Genomic DNA, 16,384 nt, shown 5'->3' with positions numbered 1-16,384 from the left:
GTCAGTCACTAAGGGAGTCGTAGGGCATGAATGCTCTGGATTACGCATTTTGCCTCAAGGTAGGTGAAGCTATTTGTCCACAGAAAGATCTCAACGATTTTTGTCTGGCTCTTGGTCACGCATTCACGAAGCAATTCACCGATGCACAATGTCAGCTACTCATTAAAGATGAAGACCATTCTTGTTGGCAACAATTGGCAGATATCAGACCAAGGAGCTTCCAGCTTTATTCTCCTCTTCTCCCTATCAGCGATAGCGATGATGTATTGCTGACGAACCTTCTCACATCCGAAAGTGATTGCCGTCATGATGACGTGTTCAATCAATTGCTTCCTCTCAAAGTCAGAGGAAACAGCTATGGATACTTGCTGATAAAAACACCTCGCTCCTTCGAGATTAACCGCCATGCTCTTGAGATGCTTTCACTTCTTATTTCAGGCGCACTAGATAGCCACCTTCAACACCATGCCTACTTACGAGAAAAGGCGAATCATCAGAAAACAGAACAGAAACGTATCAACGAAGTATGTTCACAAAAAGGGTTGCTCGAACAGTTACACATCCTACATAAGATTTCTCTTCGTTTGTGGCACTCTCATTCTCTCGATAATATGCTCCACACTGCGGTCTACGAATGTATTCATGCCCTCGATTTTGACCGAATGGCTATCTTTCTACTCAACAGCCACACGGGGTTAATGCGCGGCACCTACGGTACTGACATTAACGGCACGGTGACGAACGAGCAGTGGTACAGTACCGCTATTCACGAGCACTATCACGCCAAAACAACGCTCGATAAAAAGCAACACATCACAATTAATGAAGGCGCTCCCCTTTTTCACGACAGCATTGAAGTCGGCAGGGGCTGGAACGCCACCATTTCACTTTGGGATGGTGACGAGCCAATCGGCTGGATAGCCTGCGATAACTTGATAACGCATACGCCTCTTAAGAGTTATCACGGAGAGTTATTAAAACTCTTGGGTGTGACCATGTCACAACACCTCATTCAGCGTCATGCACAAGATGACTTAAAGGCACTCAACTTATCGCTTGAACAACGCGTAGCCGATCGCACTGCACAGCTAGAAAAAGTGAACAAACGCCTAAACCAAATATCCCGTGAAGATAGTCTGACCAAGATCCCTAACCGTCGCATGCTCGATGAAAAACTCGAAGAAGAATGGCGAAGAGCAATGCGTTATCAAACGCCGCTTTCGATTTTGATAGTCGATATTGACCACTTTAAACAATACAACGATTTGTATGGTCACTCATTAGGCGACCAATGTTTGGCAAAAGTCGCGGCTACGTTGAGTCAAGTTGAGCAACGAGCCGGCTCTCTCCTTGCGCGCTTTGGCGGTGAAGAATTTGTCTTTCTGTTACCTGGAAGTGACGGGGAAAATGCGAAAGCGATTGCAGAGCGCGCTTTAGAAGCCATCAGATCGTTGCAGATCCCACACGATGATTCACCCGTTGCCACCTATGTAACCGTCAGCATCGGCGGGAAAACCTGCATTCCAGAGAAGGACAACAGTCAGCAGCAATTGTTCATTGACGCCGACGTTGCTCTTTACGAGGCGAAAAGCTGCGGAAAAAATCAGGCTTTTGTTTTATAACGTTTGCGACTTGCGCCGCCGTTTCCTCGTCGCTTTTTGAATGGATTGGGCTGAGACGGCAGCGAGCGAAGGCTTTCTGGTGTTGGGCCATTTCTTACTACATTCATTAAATCCAGCAATTCAGACTCCAGCGCTGACATAAACGGCTGATAAGACCCTTTCTTTTCTGCCATATCTTGAAGCTGACGCTCCCAATGTGCTGTCATATCAGGGTAAGCCGCTTTTTCAGGCAAGGCGTCGATAAGACCACATGCCGATGCCGTTGCTCTGATTTGCTTGCCCTCGCGAGACAGCAGACTGCGTTTAAATAGCAGTTCGAGTATGCCAGCACGGGTTGCTTCCGTACCAAGCCCATCAGTATCCCTAAGTATTTTCTTCAACGAAGCTTCTTTGACAAAGCGTGCAATACCCGTCATCGCTTGCAGTAATGTCGCTTCGGTAAAATGCCTTGGCGGCTCTGTCATGCAATCTTTTATTTCTCCACGCGAGCAAATCAGCACAGTGCCTTTTTCAAGCGGAGGTACTTGGCTTTCTATGTCTTCTTTTTGCGCGACGTTATCTCGCGTTAACAGCGCGCGCCAACCAGGTAACGTCAGTTGCTTTCCTTTCGCAACAAAATTCCCTCCAGCGATATCGAAATCGAGTTTGGCTTCCACATATTCCGCCGCAGGATAAAATTGCATTAAGTATTGGCGCGCGATCAGCTCATAAACATCACGCTCTCTACCACTTAGTGCATTGCTGCTTTTCCCTGTTGGAATAATCGCATGGTGCGCTTCAACCTTGCTGTCGTTCCACGCTTTGGACTTCAGTGATAAGTTGGCGTTTTTCACTGCATCGCTTAGCGAAGACACAGTATTGCCAATCGCAGTGGTCACCGAAGCCGCCTCTTTCAAATGATCTTTGGGTAAATAGCGGCTATCGGAGCGCGGGTAGGTGATCACTTTATGTTTTTCATACAAAGACTGACAACAAGCCAGCACATCCGACGCACTCATGGTGAAGCGTTTGGCCGCATCAATTTGCAACGCTGATAGGCTATAAGGCAATGGTGGCGGCTGTTTGGTGCCTTTACGTTCAGACGAGACAACTGTTGCGGGTTGATTGGCGATACGTTGCGCAACGTTTTCGACTAATTTGCGCGACAATACACGGCCTTCTTCATCTTGCCACGGCTGACAGGACTCACTCGGCTGCCAACGCGCAAAAATGTCACTGCCCTGATAAGGGATGACCGCATCAAGCTGATAAAAAGGTTTCGGGACAAATGCCGCGATTTCTCTGTCACGACGCACGACCAAACCAAGCACTGGGGTTTGCACGCGCCCTACAGACAACACACCCTGATACCCGGCCTGCTTACCCAGCAATGTGTATGCACGAGACATATTCATGCCATACAACCAATCCGCACGAGAGCGAGCCAGTGCTGACACAGAAAGCGGAACAAAGTCGAGGTTACTGCGCATGGCTGATAACGCTTTTTTAACGGCAGAGACGTTAAGGTCGTTGATCAGTAGCCGTTGGATCCGCTGTTTTTTGGCTTCAGGCAACTTAGCGAAGCTAAACACTTCATCCACCAGCAACTGCCCTTCTCTATCTGGGTCACCTGCGTGAATAATATCGTTAAATTGCTTGAGCAGCTTTTTGACGACAGACAGTTGCTTCGCCGCCGATTTGCGCGGTTTTAGAATCCAAGGTTCAGGGAGTATCGGTAGGTCATCTAATCGCCAGACTTTGTATTTTTCGTCATAGGCATCTGGCTCTGCTTGTTCAAGCAAATGGCCAATACACCATGTGACAGTGTCGCCATTGGCGGCCTGAACATAACCTTCGTGATTTTTGTGTGGCTTAGGCAGCGCTGCAACAATTGCGCGACCGAGGCTGGGCTTTTCGGCAATAAAGAGTCGGGCCATGAGAAACCAAATTAATCAATCTATTGCCGACAATTTAGCGAAATCAAAGAGGCTTAACAACAATTAACTGGATATTTATCCAGTTAATTGTTGTTGGGAAAACGCGATGAATCAGAGGTAAGAGACGTATTTACTCGTATCGCGCTTAGGTGCGTTGGCAGGCGTGCAATCTGGCGTGCCCACATACAAGAAACCGACAATCTCGTCATCCCCCGTCACACTAAAGGCTTCACGCACGACAGAATGATAAGCCCATTTTCCGGTGCGCCAAAAGCCTTGATAGCCCTGTGCGACCGCAGCCATTTGCATGGCCTGCGCAGCGCAACCTGCAGAAATATGCTGCTCAATCAAGGGGACCTTATCATGCGGCTTAGTACGCGCGATCACGATAATCACCATGGGTGCGCGAAAAGGCGAGTTCGCGGCCTTTTCTACCACGGCATCTTCTTCATTGTCAGCTTGAGCAGCACGCTTAAGGATGGCAGAAAGCTTATCTAAACCTTCGCCTGTCGCAACCACAAACTCCCACGGTGTCAATGCGCCATGATCGGGGGCACGAAGGCCGGCAGCCAGCATGTTTTCAAGCGCATCCCCTTCCGGAGCGGGGGCGGACAAACGAGGAATGGATCGACGTTGAGTGAGTAAGTGTAATGCGTCCATGAAGGTTCCAGTGACTAATCAAAAATAATGTTTGTAGCCCCTAAAAATAACACAAACCCGAAAGAACAACTCCCTCCGGGTTTTGTGGATTAAGATTCGATGCGATTAAAGGGCTATTCCAAGTTCAACACCTTGACGGATAGCACGTTTTGCATCCAGTTCACCCGCTCTTTCTGCACCACCAATGATGTGTGCTTTCTTACCCTGTTTTTCCAATTGCGTTGCCAAATCAGTGACTGATTCTTGGCCTGCACAAATGATCACCTGATCCGCAGGCAAGATATGATGCTGACCTTCTAATGTAATGTGCAGGCCTGCATCATCAATTTTTTCATAGCTGACGCCACCCATTAGCTCCACGCCACGCTTTTCAAGCGTTCGACGGTGAATCCAGCCCGTCGTTTTACCTGGCCCCTTACCTACTTTGCCCGGCTTACGTTGCAGCAACCAGACTTGGCGCTGAGCAACATAGTGAGGCTGTGGCAGCAATCCGCCTTCATGAGACAGGGTTTGGTCTATGCCCCAATCTTTCAGCCAATCTTCGAGAGTATGATCTTTGGGTTCGGTGATCATGGTTGCCACGTCAATCCCGATCCCGCCAGCGCCGATCACGGCAATGCGATCGCCCAGTTGAGGCTTGTCACGAATGAGCGTTTGGTAATCAATGGCTTTTGGATGATCAATGCCTAAAATGGCAGGCATTCGCGGTTTCACGCCCGTTGCAATAACGATCTCGTCAAAATCATTCAGCATATCGGCATCAACGGCTTGGTTAAGTCGTACGTCAATATTGAATTGCTCAACCTTGCGGGTGAAATAGCGAATGGATTCTTTGAATTCTTCTTTGCCGGGAATTTGCATCGCCAAATTGAATTGACCACCCAACACGGCACTCTTCTCAAACAAGACAACGTCGAATCCACGTTCAGCTGCTGTCACGGCGCAAGACATACCCGCCATGCCGCCGCCAACCACGGCAACGCGTCGTTTGTTGACCGCAGGGGAAATCACCAGTTCCGTTTCGTAGCATGCTTGCGGGTTCACCAAACAACTGGCGCGCTTGCCTTTGAAGACATGGTCAAGACATGCCTGATTACACGCAATACACGTATTGATATCGTCCGCTTTGTCTTGCTCGGCCTTGTTAACAAATGCCGCATCTGCCAAGAAAGGACGCGCCATTGAGACCATATCAGCTTGACCGCTTGATAAGATATTTTCGGCCACCTCTGGGGTATTAATGCGGTTGCACGATACGAGAGGAATAGACACCTCCCCTTTTAAGCGCTCTGTGACCCAACTAAACGCTGCTCGCGGCACTTGCGTTGCAATAGTAGGGATGCGCGCTTCGTGCCAACCAATACCCGTGTTAAGAATCGTGACGCCTGCTGCCTCCAGCGCTTTGGCAAGTTCAACCACTTCATCATGCGTACTGCCTTGCTCCACCAGATCAAGCATGGAGAGACGGAAAATAATAATGAAGTCACGCCCTACTCGTTCACGCACGGCTTTGACAATTTCGATAGGAAAGCGCACACGGTTTTGATAGCTGCCACCCCAGCCGTCATAACGGGTATTGGAACGTGCACAAATAAATTGATTGATCAGATAGCCTTCCGAACCCATGATCTCAATACCGTCATAGCCTGCTTCGCGTGCCAGTTCAGCACTTTTCGCAAAATCCTTGATGGTATTTAAGATCTGTCGTTCGCTCATCGCGGACGGCGCAAACTTAGAAATAGGGGCTTTGGTTGCAGAAGCGCTCAAGGCAAAGGGATGCATGGCATAACGACCAGCATGAAGCAATTGCAGCGCTATTTTTCCGCCATTCTCATGCACTGCATCAGTAATGGTTCGATGGGCGCGAGCTGCTCTCCCACTGCTAAACTGTGCACTGAGCGGATGCAATCGACCTCGGAAATTGGGCGAAAAACCGCCCGTCACAATCAAGCCAACCCCCCCTTTTGCCCGTTCAGCGTAGAAGGCTGCTAGCTTTTTAAAACCATCGTTCGATTCTTCTAAACCAGTGTGCATTGATCCCATCAGTACGCGGTTCTTTAACTGCGTAAAACCAAGATCCAGTGGCGCGAGTAAGTGAGGGTACGGCAAGTTCATTCTACGCTTCCATCGTATTGTTATTCTGATTAGATAACCATAAACCCGTCAAACAGAAGTTTCAAACGTTTGTTTACATTTTTACAACATAAATCAAAGCTAGGTTATCTAAACAGGATTAGTTACGATTACAGACATGGAAAGAAGCTGGGTAAACAAATGAAAACGCTTTTTAAATTCTTCGGCACTCTCTTGAAATGGTGTTGGAAGATTCTAGGTTTCGCACGTCAGTTGGTATTAAACCTGTTTTTCATCGCCGCCATTGTTCTGGTTTACTACGTAGTGACAGATGATCACGTCACCTCGCAGCAACCCAAAGAGCAACCGGTACAAGCGCTTTTGCTTGATATATCGGGGCCTATCGTCGAGAAGCAGCGCAGAATTGATCCTTACGATTTTGCTACTCGCAACCTTTTTGGTCAGCAAGTTGAGTTCGAAAATGTCCTCTTCGATATTGTTGAGCAAATTCGCGATGCCGCAAAAGATGACAACATCAATGGCATGGTACTGAGCCTCTCGGACATGTCTGAAACCAGTCTGACCAAGTTGCGTTATATCGCAAAAGCGATTAACGAATTCAAAGCAACGGGCAAGCCTGTTGTGGCGATTGGTGGTCACTACAACCAAAGTCAATACTATCTTGCCAGCTATGCAGACAAGATTTACATGGCGCCTGATGGTGCTGTGCTCCTGCGCGGCTATGGCTCATTCAACCTGTATTTCAAAGATTTACTCGATAAGCTAGACATCACTACGCATGTATTTCGTGTAGGCACTTACAAATCGTTTGTTGAGCCTTATACACGCACTGAAATGTCTGAAGAAGCGCGCGAAGCGAGTTCCGTCTGGCTGAATCAGCTTTGGGGTGCCTATGTTGAAGACGTCGCGTCAAATCGAGAATTGAGCGTTGAAAAACTATCGCCCGACACACAAACCCTGCTTGATGAATTAAAAGCGGTAAACGGTGATTTCGCTCAATTGTCACAGCGACTCGGTTTGGTTGATGAACTGCTGACACGCCAGCAAATTCGCACCAAGCTTGCTGAGGCATTTGGTAGCGACGGTGAAGATAGCTTCAACTATGTCAGCGTATATGATTATTCACCGCTCAAGTTCACGTTGCCAAAAGCGGATCAAATCGCAGTCGTCGTCGCCAGTGGTGCGATTGTTGATGGCTTTGAATCTGAAGGCACAGTGGGTGGAGACACGACCGCGAGCCTACTTCGAGATGCTCGCCTCAATGCCGCGGTAAAAGCTGTGGTGCTTCGCGTAGATAGTCCAGGAGGCAGTGCATTTGCATCCGAAGTTATCCGCAATGAAGTGGAAGCGTTGAAAGAAGCAGGTAAACCTGTGGTTGTTTCTATGTCCAGTGTGGCAGCGTCCGGTGGCTATTGGATTTCCACCAGCGCCAATCGCATTCTGGCGCAGCCGACCACCATCACAGGTTCAATCGGCATCTTTGGCATCTTAACCACCTTTGAAGATGCACTCGCCAAATACGGCGTGTACAACGATGGTATTGGTACCACACCGTTTGCCGGGGTCGGCGTCACACGAGCGCTGCCTGAAGGCGTTGCGAACATCATGCAGCTTGGCATTGAAAACGGCTATCAACGCTTTATTGGTCTGGTTGCCAGCCAACGTAATCTGTCCATCGAAGATGTCGACCAAATTGCACAAGGCCGGGTGTGGACAGGTTACGATGCCATGAAGCGCGGTTTAGTTGATCAACTCGGTGACTTTGATGATGCTATCGCCGTTGCTGCTGAATTGGCACAAATCGATGACTATTCATTGAATTGGTTAGAAGAACCGCTAACGCCAGCTCAACAGTTCATCTATGACATGATCAGTCAAACCATGGTGAAGCTCGATATTGGTGCAAATATTAGGCTTCCATCAGCAGTGCAACATTTTGCCAATACAGCAGCGACTGAAATAAACAACCTTAATAACTTTAATGATCCAAACGGACAATATGCGCTTTGTCCAAATTGCAGTTATTACGAGAACTGAGAACTCCCCGGCAAGTGCCGGGGTTTTTTTAATGCATTCGATACGTATAATGCGACCACGACCTAGGCAACATTGAATTTGTGAAGATGGAAAGAAAACATATATATATCGCCTATACTGGCGGCACAATCGGCATGCTGAAATCCGAACAGGGTTACATTCCCGTCTCTGGTTTTATGCAGCAGCAACTTAAGCAGATGCCGGAATTCCATCGTCCAGAGATGCCAGAATTCACCATTCATGAGTATATCCCACTCATTGATTCAGCCGATATGACGCCCGCTGAATGGCAGCGCATTGCTGATGACATTCGTGATAATTACGATAACTATGATGGCTTCGTGATCCTTCACGGCACTGACACCATGGCTTATACGGCCTCAGCATTGTCATTCATGCTGGAGAATCTTGATAAACCCGTCATTGTGACAGGCTCACAAATCCCGTTGGCAGAATTGCGCTCAGATGGACAGGCAAACCTGCTGAATGCGCTGCACATCGCGGCCAACTACCCGATCAACGAAGTCACCTTGTTTTTCAACAACCAATTGCTACGTGGTAATCGAAGCACCAAATCTCACGCAGATGGCTTCAACGCGTTTACCTCTCCTAACCTGCCACCACTGGTAGATGCAGGGATCAACATCCAACTGCACGGCGCAGAAATTGATAAAAAGCCAGAAGGTGCTTTCAAGGTTCACACCATTACCGAACAGCCTGTTGCCATCATTATGATGTACCCAGGTATTTCGCCAGATGTGATCCGAAATGCGCTGAAACAGCCAGTGAATGCAATGATCTTGCTGACCTTTGGTGTGGGCAATGCCCCGCAGAACAAAGAACTACTTGGATTATTAAGCGAAGCAACCGAACGCGGTGTTGTGGTGCTTAATCTTACCCAATGTCTTGCCGGAAAAGTGAACATGGGCGGTTATGCCACGGGTTGTGCGCTTGCAGAGGCGGGGGTTTTGAGTGGCTATGATATGACACCAGAGGCTGCACTGGCGAAGCTGCACTTCTTGTTAAGTCAGGATCTTCCAATGGAAAAAATTCGCAACTTGCTGCAGCAAGATTTGCGCGGTGAACTGTCTTTGTAATACCAGACAAAAATTTAACCCAAAAAAACGGCACATGTGCCGTTTTTCATTTCAAACAATACTGCTAATCATCATTCACACTTTTCTGAACAATCGTTTCCTGATTCTTCGCAAAATCTCGCTTCATGGCAGATTTCGATTTCATCGTGATCTCACCGCCTGCCGCCACCGTCATATGCTGCGGTTCGGTGTTATGACGAGATTGGTAAAGCATAACAACCTGCATCGCATGGTCACGTTGCTCTTGCGATAAAGGTGTCCCTTCAGGCCATTTTCCTGTTTCAACGGCGTAGCTCAAACGTTCATAAGCTTCAGGTGTAATGCTGGACAACAACTGCTCAATATCCATGAGTATCCCTTATGTTTATCTGTTTATATTTTTAGCGCAAGATGTATCGATATCTATACCATATCGAAGGCGTTTAAAACAATTCGGCAAAAATGACGTCAACAACAAGACCAGTCTTTTATCATGTATTAATACATTCCTTTACCATACTTTGGTACTGGGTTATGCAATTTGATGCCCCTAATACTACTGATTTTATAATGAATGCGCATTCACTTGCTTGAGCAAGTCCAACGTTTTTGCCACCTTCACTACAGTGAGCGGGTTAAATGCGTAGTGTGGCACTGAATCGATACAAATAATGGCACCACTCTTTCATCCCACATTCATTTATCCGAACTTAACCTTAACCCCTCATTTTTTCGTGCCGCTGTAGCGCACTTATTTTATCCCAAGAGCTCAACACTAAGGTAATAACATGGCCACCATCACTGGCGGTAATACGTCTGACAACCTTGTCGGCACAACTGACGATGACATCCTCTACGGCCTTTTGGGTGAAGATACGCTTCGTGGCTATGCTGGCAATGATACGGCTTACGGAGACTCATCTGCGTCTGAAATTCAAGATCTTACGCCCAATGCCGACGGCAGCTATAGCTTACAAAGTGACACCTTTGTTTCTGTCTCACTCACACAGTTCAATTTCGCCCTCACTGACGAAAAAAGCTTGGGCTACGCCATTCTTGATGCCAGTGGAAACGTGATCAGTAAAAGCGTCATTGTTGATTACGCAAATCTTGCTGAACGTGGATCAGCCATTGACATCAATACTGCTGGTGGAGTCACGCTGGTGTTCTTCACTTTTCCATCCAGCCAGCTTTCAGGTTTTGAATGGCGGCCTCTCGACCTTAATGCCGTAGATACAAACATTTCCACTGCCGACGTTACTATTCAAGTCAAAGAAATCAACAGTGATGCGTCCACGCATGGCGATGACGCTTTGTATGGTTACGAAGGCGATGACCAACTTTTCGGTGAAGGTGGAAACGACAGCATCGTTGGCGGTGATGGCCATGACATCATTTCTTGTGGTGATGGCGATGACTCAGCGTGGGGAAATAATGGTGACGATCACCTCCACGGTGGAATCGGCAACGACAAACTCTACGGACAAAACGGCAAAGATAAGTTAGAAGGCGGCGCAGGCGACGATGAATTGTGGGGTGGCCGTGATGATGACACCTTATTAGCGGGTAGCGGCGACGATTACGTCGAAGGACAGGATGGAAACGACACTATCCAAGCTGGCGAAGGCGATGACGAAGTCTGGGGCGGCTCGGGCAACGACAATATTCGTGGTGACCAAGGCAATGACTACATTGATGCGGAGAGCGGTGATGATCTTGTTTATGGCGGCGCGGGTAACGATGAGATATATGGCAACGACGGCCACGACGACCTTCGAGGCAATGCGGGCAACGATATTCTTTATGGCCAACACGGCAATGATATTCTTCGCGGCGGCGCGGGTAACGATTACTTAGACGGCGGTGATGGCGATGACGAAATCTACGGCAATCTTGGGACCAATACGTTACTTGGCGGAGAGGGCAACGACTACCTGTTTGCCGGTTGGTTTAGCGCAGATAACTATCTTGACGGGCAAGCAGGTCAAGACACCTTAATTGGCAGTATTGGTTCAGATACACTGATCTTCGACGAAAATGATTTCCAGGGGCAAATCAAAACATTGGCGAATGGCAATCAAATCAATAAGCACATGTATGACGCTTCATCGGGATTTGACACCTTAGTGATCACGGGTGCACAACATGCTGATTTTACAGGGGCTAGCTATCAAGCCGATCCCAGCATAGAAGGCAATGTGATCGCCGGTATTGAAGCCGTGATTGGCGATAGTGCAAATCAAACGGTGACGATCAGTGCACATGAAATCGATGCTCAATCAGACACTACGTCAGGTGATGACTGGCAAGGTTTTGTTGCATGGCTAGGCAATGGTGATGACACCCTTAACCTTACGGGTGCTGATTGGCAATATGATGCGGCAGCGACCTCAAACGCAGATATTACCCCCACAATGATTGCGAAAATGGGTCTTTCTGCGGCGCAAGTGGCTGATTTACAAGCCTACGTTTTCAATGACATCTATTCCAATGATCAGATAACCATATGGACAGATGCAGATTCGATCACCTATCTAGGTACCGATATTGTGTAATATTTCCTCTTAACTATTCAGGCCAGCCATCGTGCTGGTCTTTTTTATCTCTGTGGACTCACGCAAAACTCTGGAAATGATAATAAACTGAAGGAAGACGTTTATGTTATAAGTCACTCGATTCGAATGAGAGACAGAATTTAAAGAGCCGCACCGTCATGAATACAGGCCCGACCCTATTGGCATTGAAAGTTGCCATCGTAGCAATGACTACACTACTGATTTCAGGATGCTTTGAAAGCAACCGCAGCACCGTGCAGCTTTGCGAAAATTATCCTCAGATTTGTAACAAGCTAAATACTGGAGATGGCCAATGTCGCCATGAACGCACCGATCTCATTTGGATGCGTTTTGATGTTGTGAAGAAACCTTCCGATCTGAATAAATTTGACGAGTTACTGCTGACAAAAAAATACGCAAAATGTATGGAGCTAGTCGCGCAAATCGAAACCACAACGTTGAAATCAAAAAAAACCCAACGTACTGACGCGCTTTTCCATGCTTACGACTCGATTGAGCTGTTAGAACAAGCATTAAAAAGCTCTTACCAGCCCTCCATCATCTACTATCGCTGGACGCAAGGTGACAAAGATGCGCTTGAGCAATTCCTCAAATTAGAGGAAACCGAATACCTCGATACGCCAGAAATGCAGCTCGGCCTCGCGTCCTACTATGTTGATAAAGACAAAGCCCACACGATTAACCTGCTGATGAAATCACTCACCTTTTATGATGGGCGAGGCGGAATGACCATGGAAAAAACAATTCCAGATGTCGTGAAATCCCTCGCTACGGCCAACCATTCGCTCGGAAAATTGGATGAGGCATACATGTGGGCATTGGTAGGCAGTGAGTTGGGTCTTTCAATAGCAAAAGACGCGCAGATCAAATTGCTTTATCCCATGATCGACGAAAGACGCGCACTCATCGCAGACATTTCCGATGATATCGCCTCCTCGATCAAAAGCGGTGATTTCGATGGCAGCATGTTGAAGCAGCTTGATGGACTGCCCCCTCTTACAGGCACAAAATAGAACACCACCATTCAAACCTCAGAAAAAACCAAAAAGCGTGCTGGCTGCACGCTTTTTCATTGAGATCTAATGCCGTTTAAAGGCACTGTTCTTTTGAAGACTCTATTCGTTTAAAGACTGTCTTTGCCTAGAAACAATATTTGCTTAGAGCCGTCACCCATTCAGCGGAAGCTCCATCACAAATATCACTCCTGCTACTGACCTGATTCTTCAAATGCCATTGACACGGAATTCACGCAGTAACGCTGACCAGTATCCGTTGGACCGTCGTCAAACACGTGCCCAAGGTGGCTATCACAATTCACACAGCGAATTTCTGTTCTGATCATACCGTGGCTTGTGTCTTCTATGTATCGAACAGCACCTGCTACCGCCTGATCAAAGCTCGGCCAACCGCAGCCCGAATCAAACTTGGTGTTGGAATCAAATAACAAAGCGTCACAACACACGCAGTGATACGAGCCACTCTTATGGTTATGAAGCAAAGCACCACTAAACGGAGGTTCAGTGTGGCCCAATCTGCAGACCTTATAGGCATCATCAGAAAGATTCTCTTTCCACTTCTCATCAGAATGCGTTGTCATTACGTCCTCTTGTCTGGGAGTTTGCTGTTTCTTACTCAAATAATATCAGGATGAAGATGCATCCTAATGCTTACTTGAACATTCGCTCTTTTCTTACCTTTAAATTGTGCTCAGTACCAGTTTGAACCCTAAGCATCGCTGACTACATCACAACTTCCACATACTAGTGCTGCAAACCTAATGGGAATGGCGTGCTACAAAAAGAAACCCAGAATGTTTTGTGCACTCAATTTCATTTTTTGATCAGTTCTACTTAACTTTTAACCACATAAGCAACGGCATAAGAAACCACGATTGAAACTCTGTTTAATTCTCAAAATTCGCACGCAGTGCAGCGTTCTTTTTTTCCATACTTTTTCTTTGAACATAAGCAATGATAGACAACCATGTACCCAAACATAGTTAGCAGTAAGTGGCACATTAATTTCAACATTAGCTGTAATACACCAAAAAAATGTTTGGGTGGTGTAAAAATAATCCGTACTATTTTTTGATTTTAAGCAATTTAGATGGGTTTTTTGCTTGCATGGGTGATACCGATTCTGTAATTTTACTACCAGTTTCATTTTTCACTAGATATCAAAGTTGTGGAGCAACGTAATGACTATCAAAGTAGGTATTAACGGTTTTGGCCGTATCGGCCGTTTTGTTTTCCGTGCATCTGTTGAGCGTAACGACATCGAAGTTGTCGCGATCAATGACCTGATCGACGTAGAATACATGGCGTACATGTTGAAGTACGACTCAACTCACGGCCGTTTCAACGGTACTGTAGAAGTTGTAGACGGTAACCTGGTTGTTAACGGTAAAACTGTTCGCGTAACTGCAGAACGTAACCCAACCGAACTTCAGTGGGACGCAGTAGGCGTTGATGTTGTAGCAGAAGCTACAGGTATCTTCCTGACTGATGAAACTGCTCGTCAGCACATCACTGCAGGCGCGAAGAAAGTTGTTCTGACTGGTCCTTCTAAAGATGCGACCCCAATGTTCGTAATGGGTGTTAACCAAAACACTTACGCGGGCCAAGACATCGTTTCTAACGCTTCTTGTACGACTAACTGCCTAGCGCCAATCGCTAAAGTACTGAACGATAACTTCGGTATTGAATCTGGCCTGATGACTACTGTTCACGCAACAACAGCAACTCAGAAAACTGTTGACGGTCCTTCTGCGAAAGACTGGCGTGGCGGTCGTGGTGCTTCTCAGAACATCATCCCATCATCAACTGGTGCAGCTAAAGCAGTAGGCGTAGTTCTTCCAGAACTGAACGGCAAACTGACTGGTATGGCTTTCCGCGTACCAACTGCAAACGTTTCTGTTGTTGACTTGACTGTTAACCTGAAGAACTCTGCTACTTACGAAGCAATCTGTGCAGCGATGAAAGCAGCTTCAGAAGGCGAAATGGCTGGCGTTCTTGGCTACACTGAAGACGAAGTTGTTTCACAAGACTTCATCGGTGAAGTTCAAACTTCAGTTTTCGATGCTAAAGCTGGTGTTGCTCTAACTGACAAATTCGTTAAAGTTGTATCTTGGTACGACAACGAAATCGGTTACTCAAACAAAGTTCTGGATCTGATTGCTCACATTTCTAAGTAATCATTCCGGATTGCCTTTAAGGCATGAGTGACAAAAGGCGGCTTATTAGCCGCCTTTTTTGTATCTAAATTTCACATCAGAAGGCACATTTCATGGACGTTAATCAGTTCCCAACTACGGCTGTACTCTCTGACTATGTTACCGTTTGCGAACTTGACGGCATCAAAGTGGTTCGTGTTGTCCACCCAAAAGCAACAGCCGCAATTTCTCTTTTCGGCGCACATGTACTTAGCTTTCAGCCATCAGGAAAAAAAGAAACCATTTGGATGAGCGAAAAAGCCGATCTGAGTGGCTCAAAAGCCATTCGCGGCGGCATTCCTGTTTGTTGGCCTTGGTTTGGCAAAGCTGCAGAACCATCACACGGTTTCGCACGAAGCAGTGAATGGACATTGAATGAGCACAGAGAAAATGAAGACGGTGTGATCATCAGTCTTACGTTGACGGATACAGCGGATACGCGCGCTGTTTGGCCCCATGCTTTCCACGCAGAGTTACTGATTGAAGTGACTAACACGCTAAAAGTTAGCCTGATCAGCACCAACACCGGAGACACACCAATACAGATTGGTGGTGCGCTTCATACCTATCTGAATATTGGTGATATTACCGAAACCACTGTGTCAGAACTGGGCAATGAATACATCGAGGGCGGAGTCCGTAAGCCAAGTTCAGGCCATACCAGATTTAATCAAGAAGTTGATCGTATTTATACCCACGCAAACGAGACAGTGATGGTGGAAGACCCAAGTTTTCAGCGTCGCTTAGCGGTGACTAATCAAGGGCACAATGCTGTGGTTGTCTGGAACCCTTGGAAGGCGTTATCTGCCAGCATGGGTGATATGGCAGATGATAGCTATCAAACCATGGTGTGTGTCGAATCAGCCGTGTATGACCGAAGTGTCGTGCTAAACGCTGGCGAATCACATACGCTATCGACAGTCGTTTCAGCTCAGTAACTTGTCATAATTGCAACCTTGCGTCAGGCCGGAACCTTTCTCAGTTTCGGCTTTTTTACTTTCAATTGCGTTAATTTCCCTTCGGTATTCCATCACCTTCCTTGTCAGATTCAACGTTATGAAAGCGCTAAACCCTGCATCTCAGCGCCGCTAAGGGATTTACACTCGGTGTATCAATCCGTTGCGTGATTCACTTCGTATTGAAAAGTTCAGCGCCGCTAAAAAGTTACAGTCTGAATACAAGGCCTTATCAC

At 47.0% G+C, this 16,384-nt stretch carries 12 protein-coding genes; 7 read left to right on the top strand and 5 right to left on the bottom strand.

The window, feature by feature from the left end; all coding sequences use genetic code 11:
- Nucleotides 1-26 precede the first annotated feature (26 nt).
- Complete coding sequence (locus tag AB8599_RS04620) at nt 27-1,622, top strand: GGDEF domain-containing protein (RefSeq protein ID WP_407332615.1); 1,596 nt, start codon at nt 27-29, stop codon at nt 1,620-1,622.
- Here AB8599_RS04620 and AB8599_RS04615 read toward each other — a convergent pair.
- The 3 genes from AB8599_RS04615 to AB8599_RS04605 form a co-directional block, all read right to left on the bottom strand.
- A complete protein-coding gene (locus tag AB8599_RS04615; protein ID WP_407332614.1) occupies nt 1,604-3,538 on the bottom strand; it encodes a DNA topoisomerase III in 1,935 nt (644 codons plus the stop codon). The genes AB8599_RS04620 and AB8599_RS04615 overlap by 19 nt on opposite strands.
- A 111-nt stretch (nt 3,539-3,649) precedes the next feature.
- Nucleotides 3,650-4,198: an NAD(P)H nitroreductase gene (locus AB8599_RS04610; protein ID WP_407332613.1), complete on the bottom strand. Its 549-nt coding sequence runs from the start codon at nt 4,196-4,198 to the stop codon at nt 3,650-3,652.
- Nucleotides 4,199-4,303: 105 nt separating this feature from the next.
- Nucleotides 4,304-6,313 carry an FAD-dependent oxidoreductase gene (locus AB8599_RS04605; protein ID WP_407332612.1) on the bottom strand — a complete coding sequence of 670 codons (2,010 nt, stop codon included), beginning with the start codon at nt 6,311-6,313 and terminating at the stop codon, nt 4,304-4,306.
- A gap of 159 nt (nt 6,314-6,472) precedes the next feature.
- Between AB8599_RS04605 and sppA the strand changes: the two genes are divergently transcribed.
- Both sppA and ansA read left to right on the top strand, forming a co-directional pair.
- Nucleotides 6,473-8,329 (top strand): signal peptide peptidase SppA, encoded by a 1,857-nt coding sequence (sppA, locus tag AB8599_RS04600; RefSeq protein WP_407332611.1) that lies wholly within the window; start codon nt 6,473-6,475, stop codon nt 8,327-8,329.
- An 86-nt stretch (nt 8,330-8,415) separates the two neighbouring features.
- Nucleotides 8,416-9,426, top strand: coding sequence for an asparaginase (gene ansA, locus AB8599_RS04595; RefSeq protein ID WP_407332609.1), 1,011 nt, complete (start codon nt 8,416-8,418; stop codon nt 9,424-9,426).
- A gap of 64 nt (nt 9,427-9,490) precedes the next feature.
- Here the strand turns inward: ansA and AB8599_RS04590 are convergent, their stop codons facing one another.
- On the bottom strand, nt 9,491-9,775 hold the full coding sequence (locus tag AB8599_RS04590) for a YeaC family protein (protein WP_407332608.1): 285 nt from the start codon (nt 9,773-9,775) through the stop codon (nt 9,491-9,493).
- 418 nt (nt 9,776-10,193) lie between these two features.
- On the opposite strand from AB8599_RS04590, the gene AB8599_RS04585 reads away from it, so the two are divergent.
- Both AB8599_RS04585 and AB8599_RS04580 read left to right on the top strand, forming a co-directional pair.
- Nucleotides 10,194-11,960 (top strand): calcium-binding protein, encoded by a 1,767-nt coding sequence (locus tag AB8599_RS04585; RefSeq protein WP_407332607.1) that lies wholly within the window; start codon nt 10,194-10,196, stop codon nt 11,958-11,960.
- A gap of 158 nt (nt 11,961-12,118) precedes the next feature.
- Nucleotides 12,119-12,994 (top strand): DUF2989 domain-containing protein, encoded by an 876-nt coding sequence (locus tag AB8599_RS04580; RefSeq protein ID WP_407332606.1) that lies wholly within the window; start codon nt 12,119-12,121, stop codon nt 12,992-12,994.
- A gap of 194 nt (nt 12,995-13,188) precedes the next feature.
- Here AB8599_RS04580 and msrB read toward each other — a convergent pair whose 3' ends face one another.
- The gene (gene msrB, locus AB8599_RS04575; RefSeq protein ID WP_407332605.1) at nt 13,189-13,578 is read right to left on the bottom strand and encodes a peptide-methionine (R)-S-oxide reductase MsrB; all 390 of its coding nucleotides are present in this window, start codon (nt 13,576-13,578) and stop codon (nt 13,189-13,191) included.
- A gap of 600 nt (nt 13,579-14,178) precedes the next feature.
- Here msrB and gap point away from each other — a divergent pair.
- The gene (gene gap / locus AB8599_RS04570; protein ID WP_407332604.1) at nt 14,179-15,174 is read left to right on the top strand and encodes a type I glyceraldehyde-3-phosphate dehydrogenase; all 996 of its coding nucleotides are present in this window, start codon (nt 14,179-14,181) and stop codon (nt 15,172-15,174) included.
- 92 nt (nt 15,175-15,266) lie between these two features.
- Nucleotides 15,267-16,130, top strand: a complete 864-nt coding sequence (locus AB8599_RS04565) for a D-hexose-6-phosphate mutarotase (RefSeq protein WP_407332603.1) — start codon at nt 15,267-15,269, stop codon at nt 16,128-16,130.
- Nucleotides 16,131-16,384: the final 254 nt, after the last annotated feature.

This window comes from Enterovibrio litoreus, from assembly GCF_045679545.1.
In the GTDB taxonomy this organism is placed as follows: Bacteria; Pseudomonadota; Gammaproteobacteria; order Enterobacterales; family Vibrionaceae; genus Enterovibrio.
Note: the sequence above shows the minus strand (reverse complement) of the source record. Positions and strands in the feature narration are given on the sequence as shown.

Coding starts and splice junctions, on each gene's coding strand:
- AB8599_RS04620 (WP_407332615.1), top strand. CDS start 27: ATGAATGCTCTGGATTACGCATTTTGCCTCAAGGTAGGTGAAGCTATT.
- AB8599_RS04615 (WP_407332614.1), bottom strand. CDS start 3,538: ATGGCCCGACTCTTTATTGCCGAAAAGCCCAGCCTCGGTCGCGCAATT.
- AB8599_RS04610 (WP_407332613.1), bottom strand. CDS start 4,198: ATGGACGCATTACACTTACTCACTCAACGTCGATCCATTCCTCGTTTG.
- AB8599_RS04605 (WP_407332612.1), bottom strand. CDS start 6,313: ATGAACTTGCCGTACCCTCACTTACTCGCGCCACTGGATCTTGGTTTT.
- sppA (WP_407332611.1), top strand. CDS start 6,473: ATGAAAACGCTTTTTAAATTCTTCGGCACTCTCTTGAAATGGTGTTGG.
- ansA (WP_407332609.1), top strand. CDS start 8,416: ATGGAAAGAAAACATATATATATCGCCTATACTGGCGGCACAATCGGC.
- AB8599_RS04590 (WP_407332608.1), bottom strand. CDS start 9,775: ATGGATATTGAGCAGTTGTTGTCCAGCATTACACCTGAAGCTTATGAA.
- AB8599_RS04585 (WP_407332607.1), top strand. CDS start 10,194: ATGGCCACCATCACTGGCGGTAATACGTCTGACAACCTTGTCGGCACA.
- AB8599_RS04580 (WP_407332606.1), top strand. CDS start 12,119: ATGAATACAGGCCCGACCCTATTGGCATTGAAAGTTGCCATCGTAGCA.
- msrB (WP_407332605.1), bottom strand. CDS start 13,578: ATGACAACGCATTCTGATGAGAAGTGGAAAGAGAATCTTTCTGATGAT.
- gap (WP_407332604.1), top strand. CDS start 14,179: ATGACTATCAAAGTAGGTATTAACGGTTTTGGCCGTATCGGCCGTTTT.
- AB8599_RS04565 (WP_407332603.1), top strand. CDS start 15,267: ATGGACGTTAATCAGTTCCCAACTACGGCTGTACTCTCTGACTATGTT.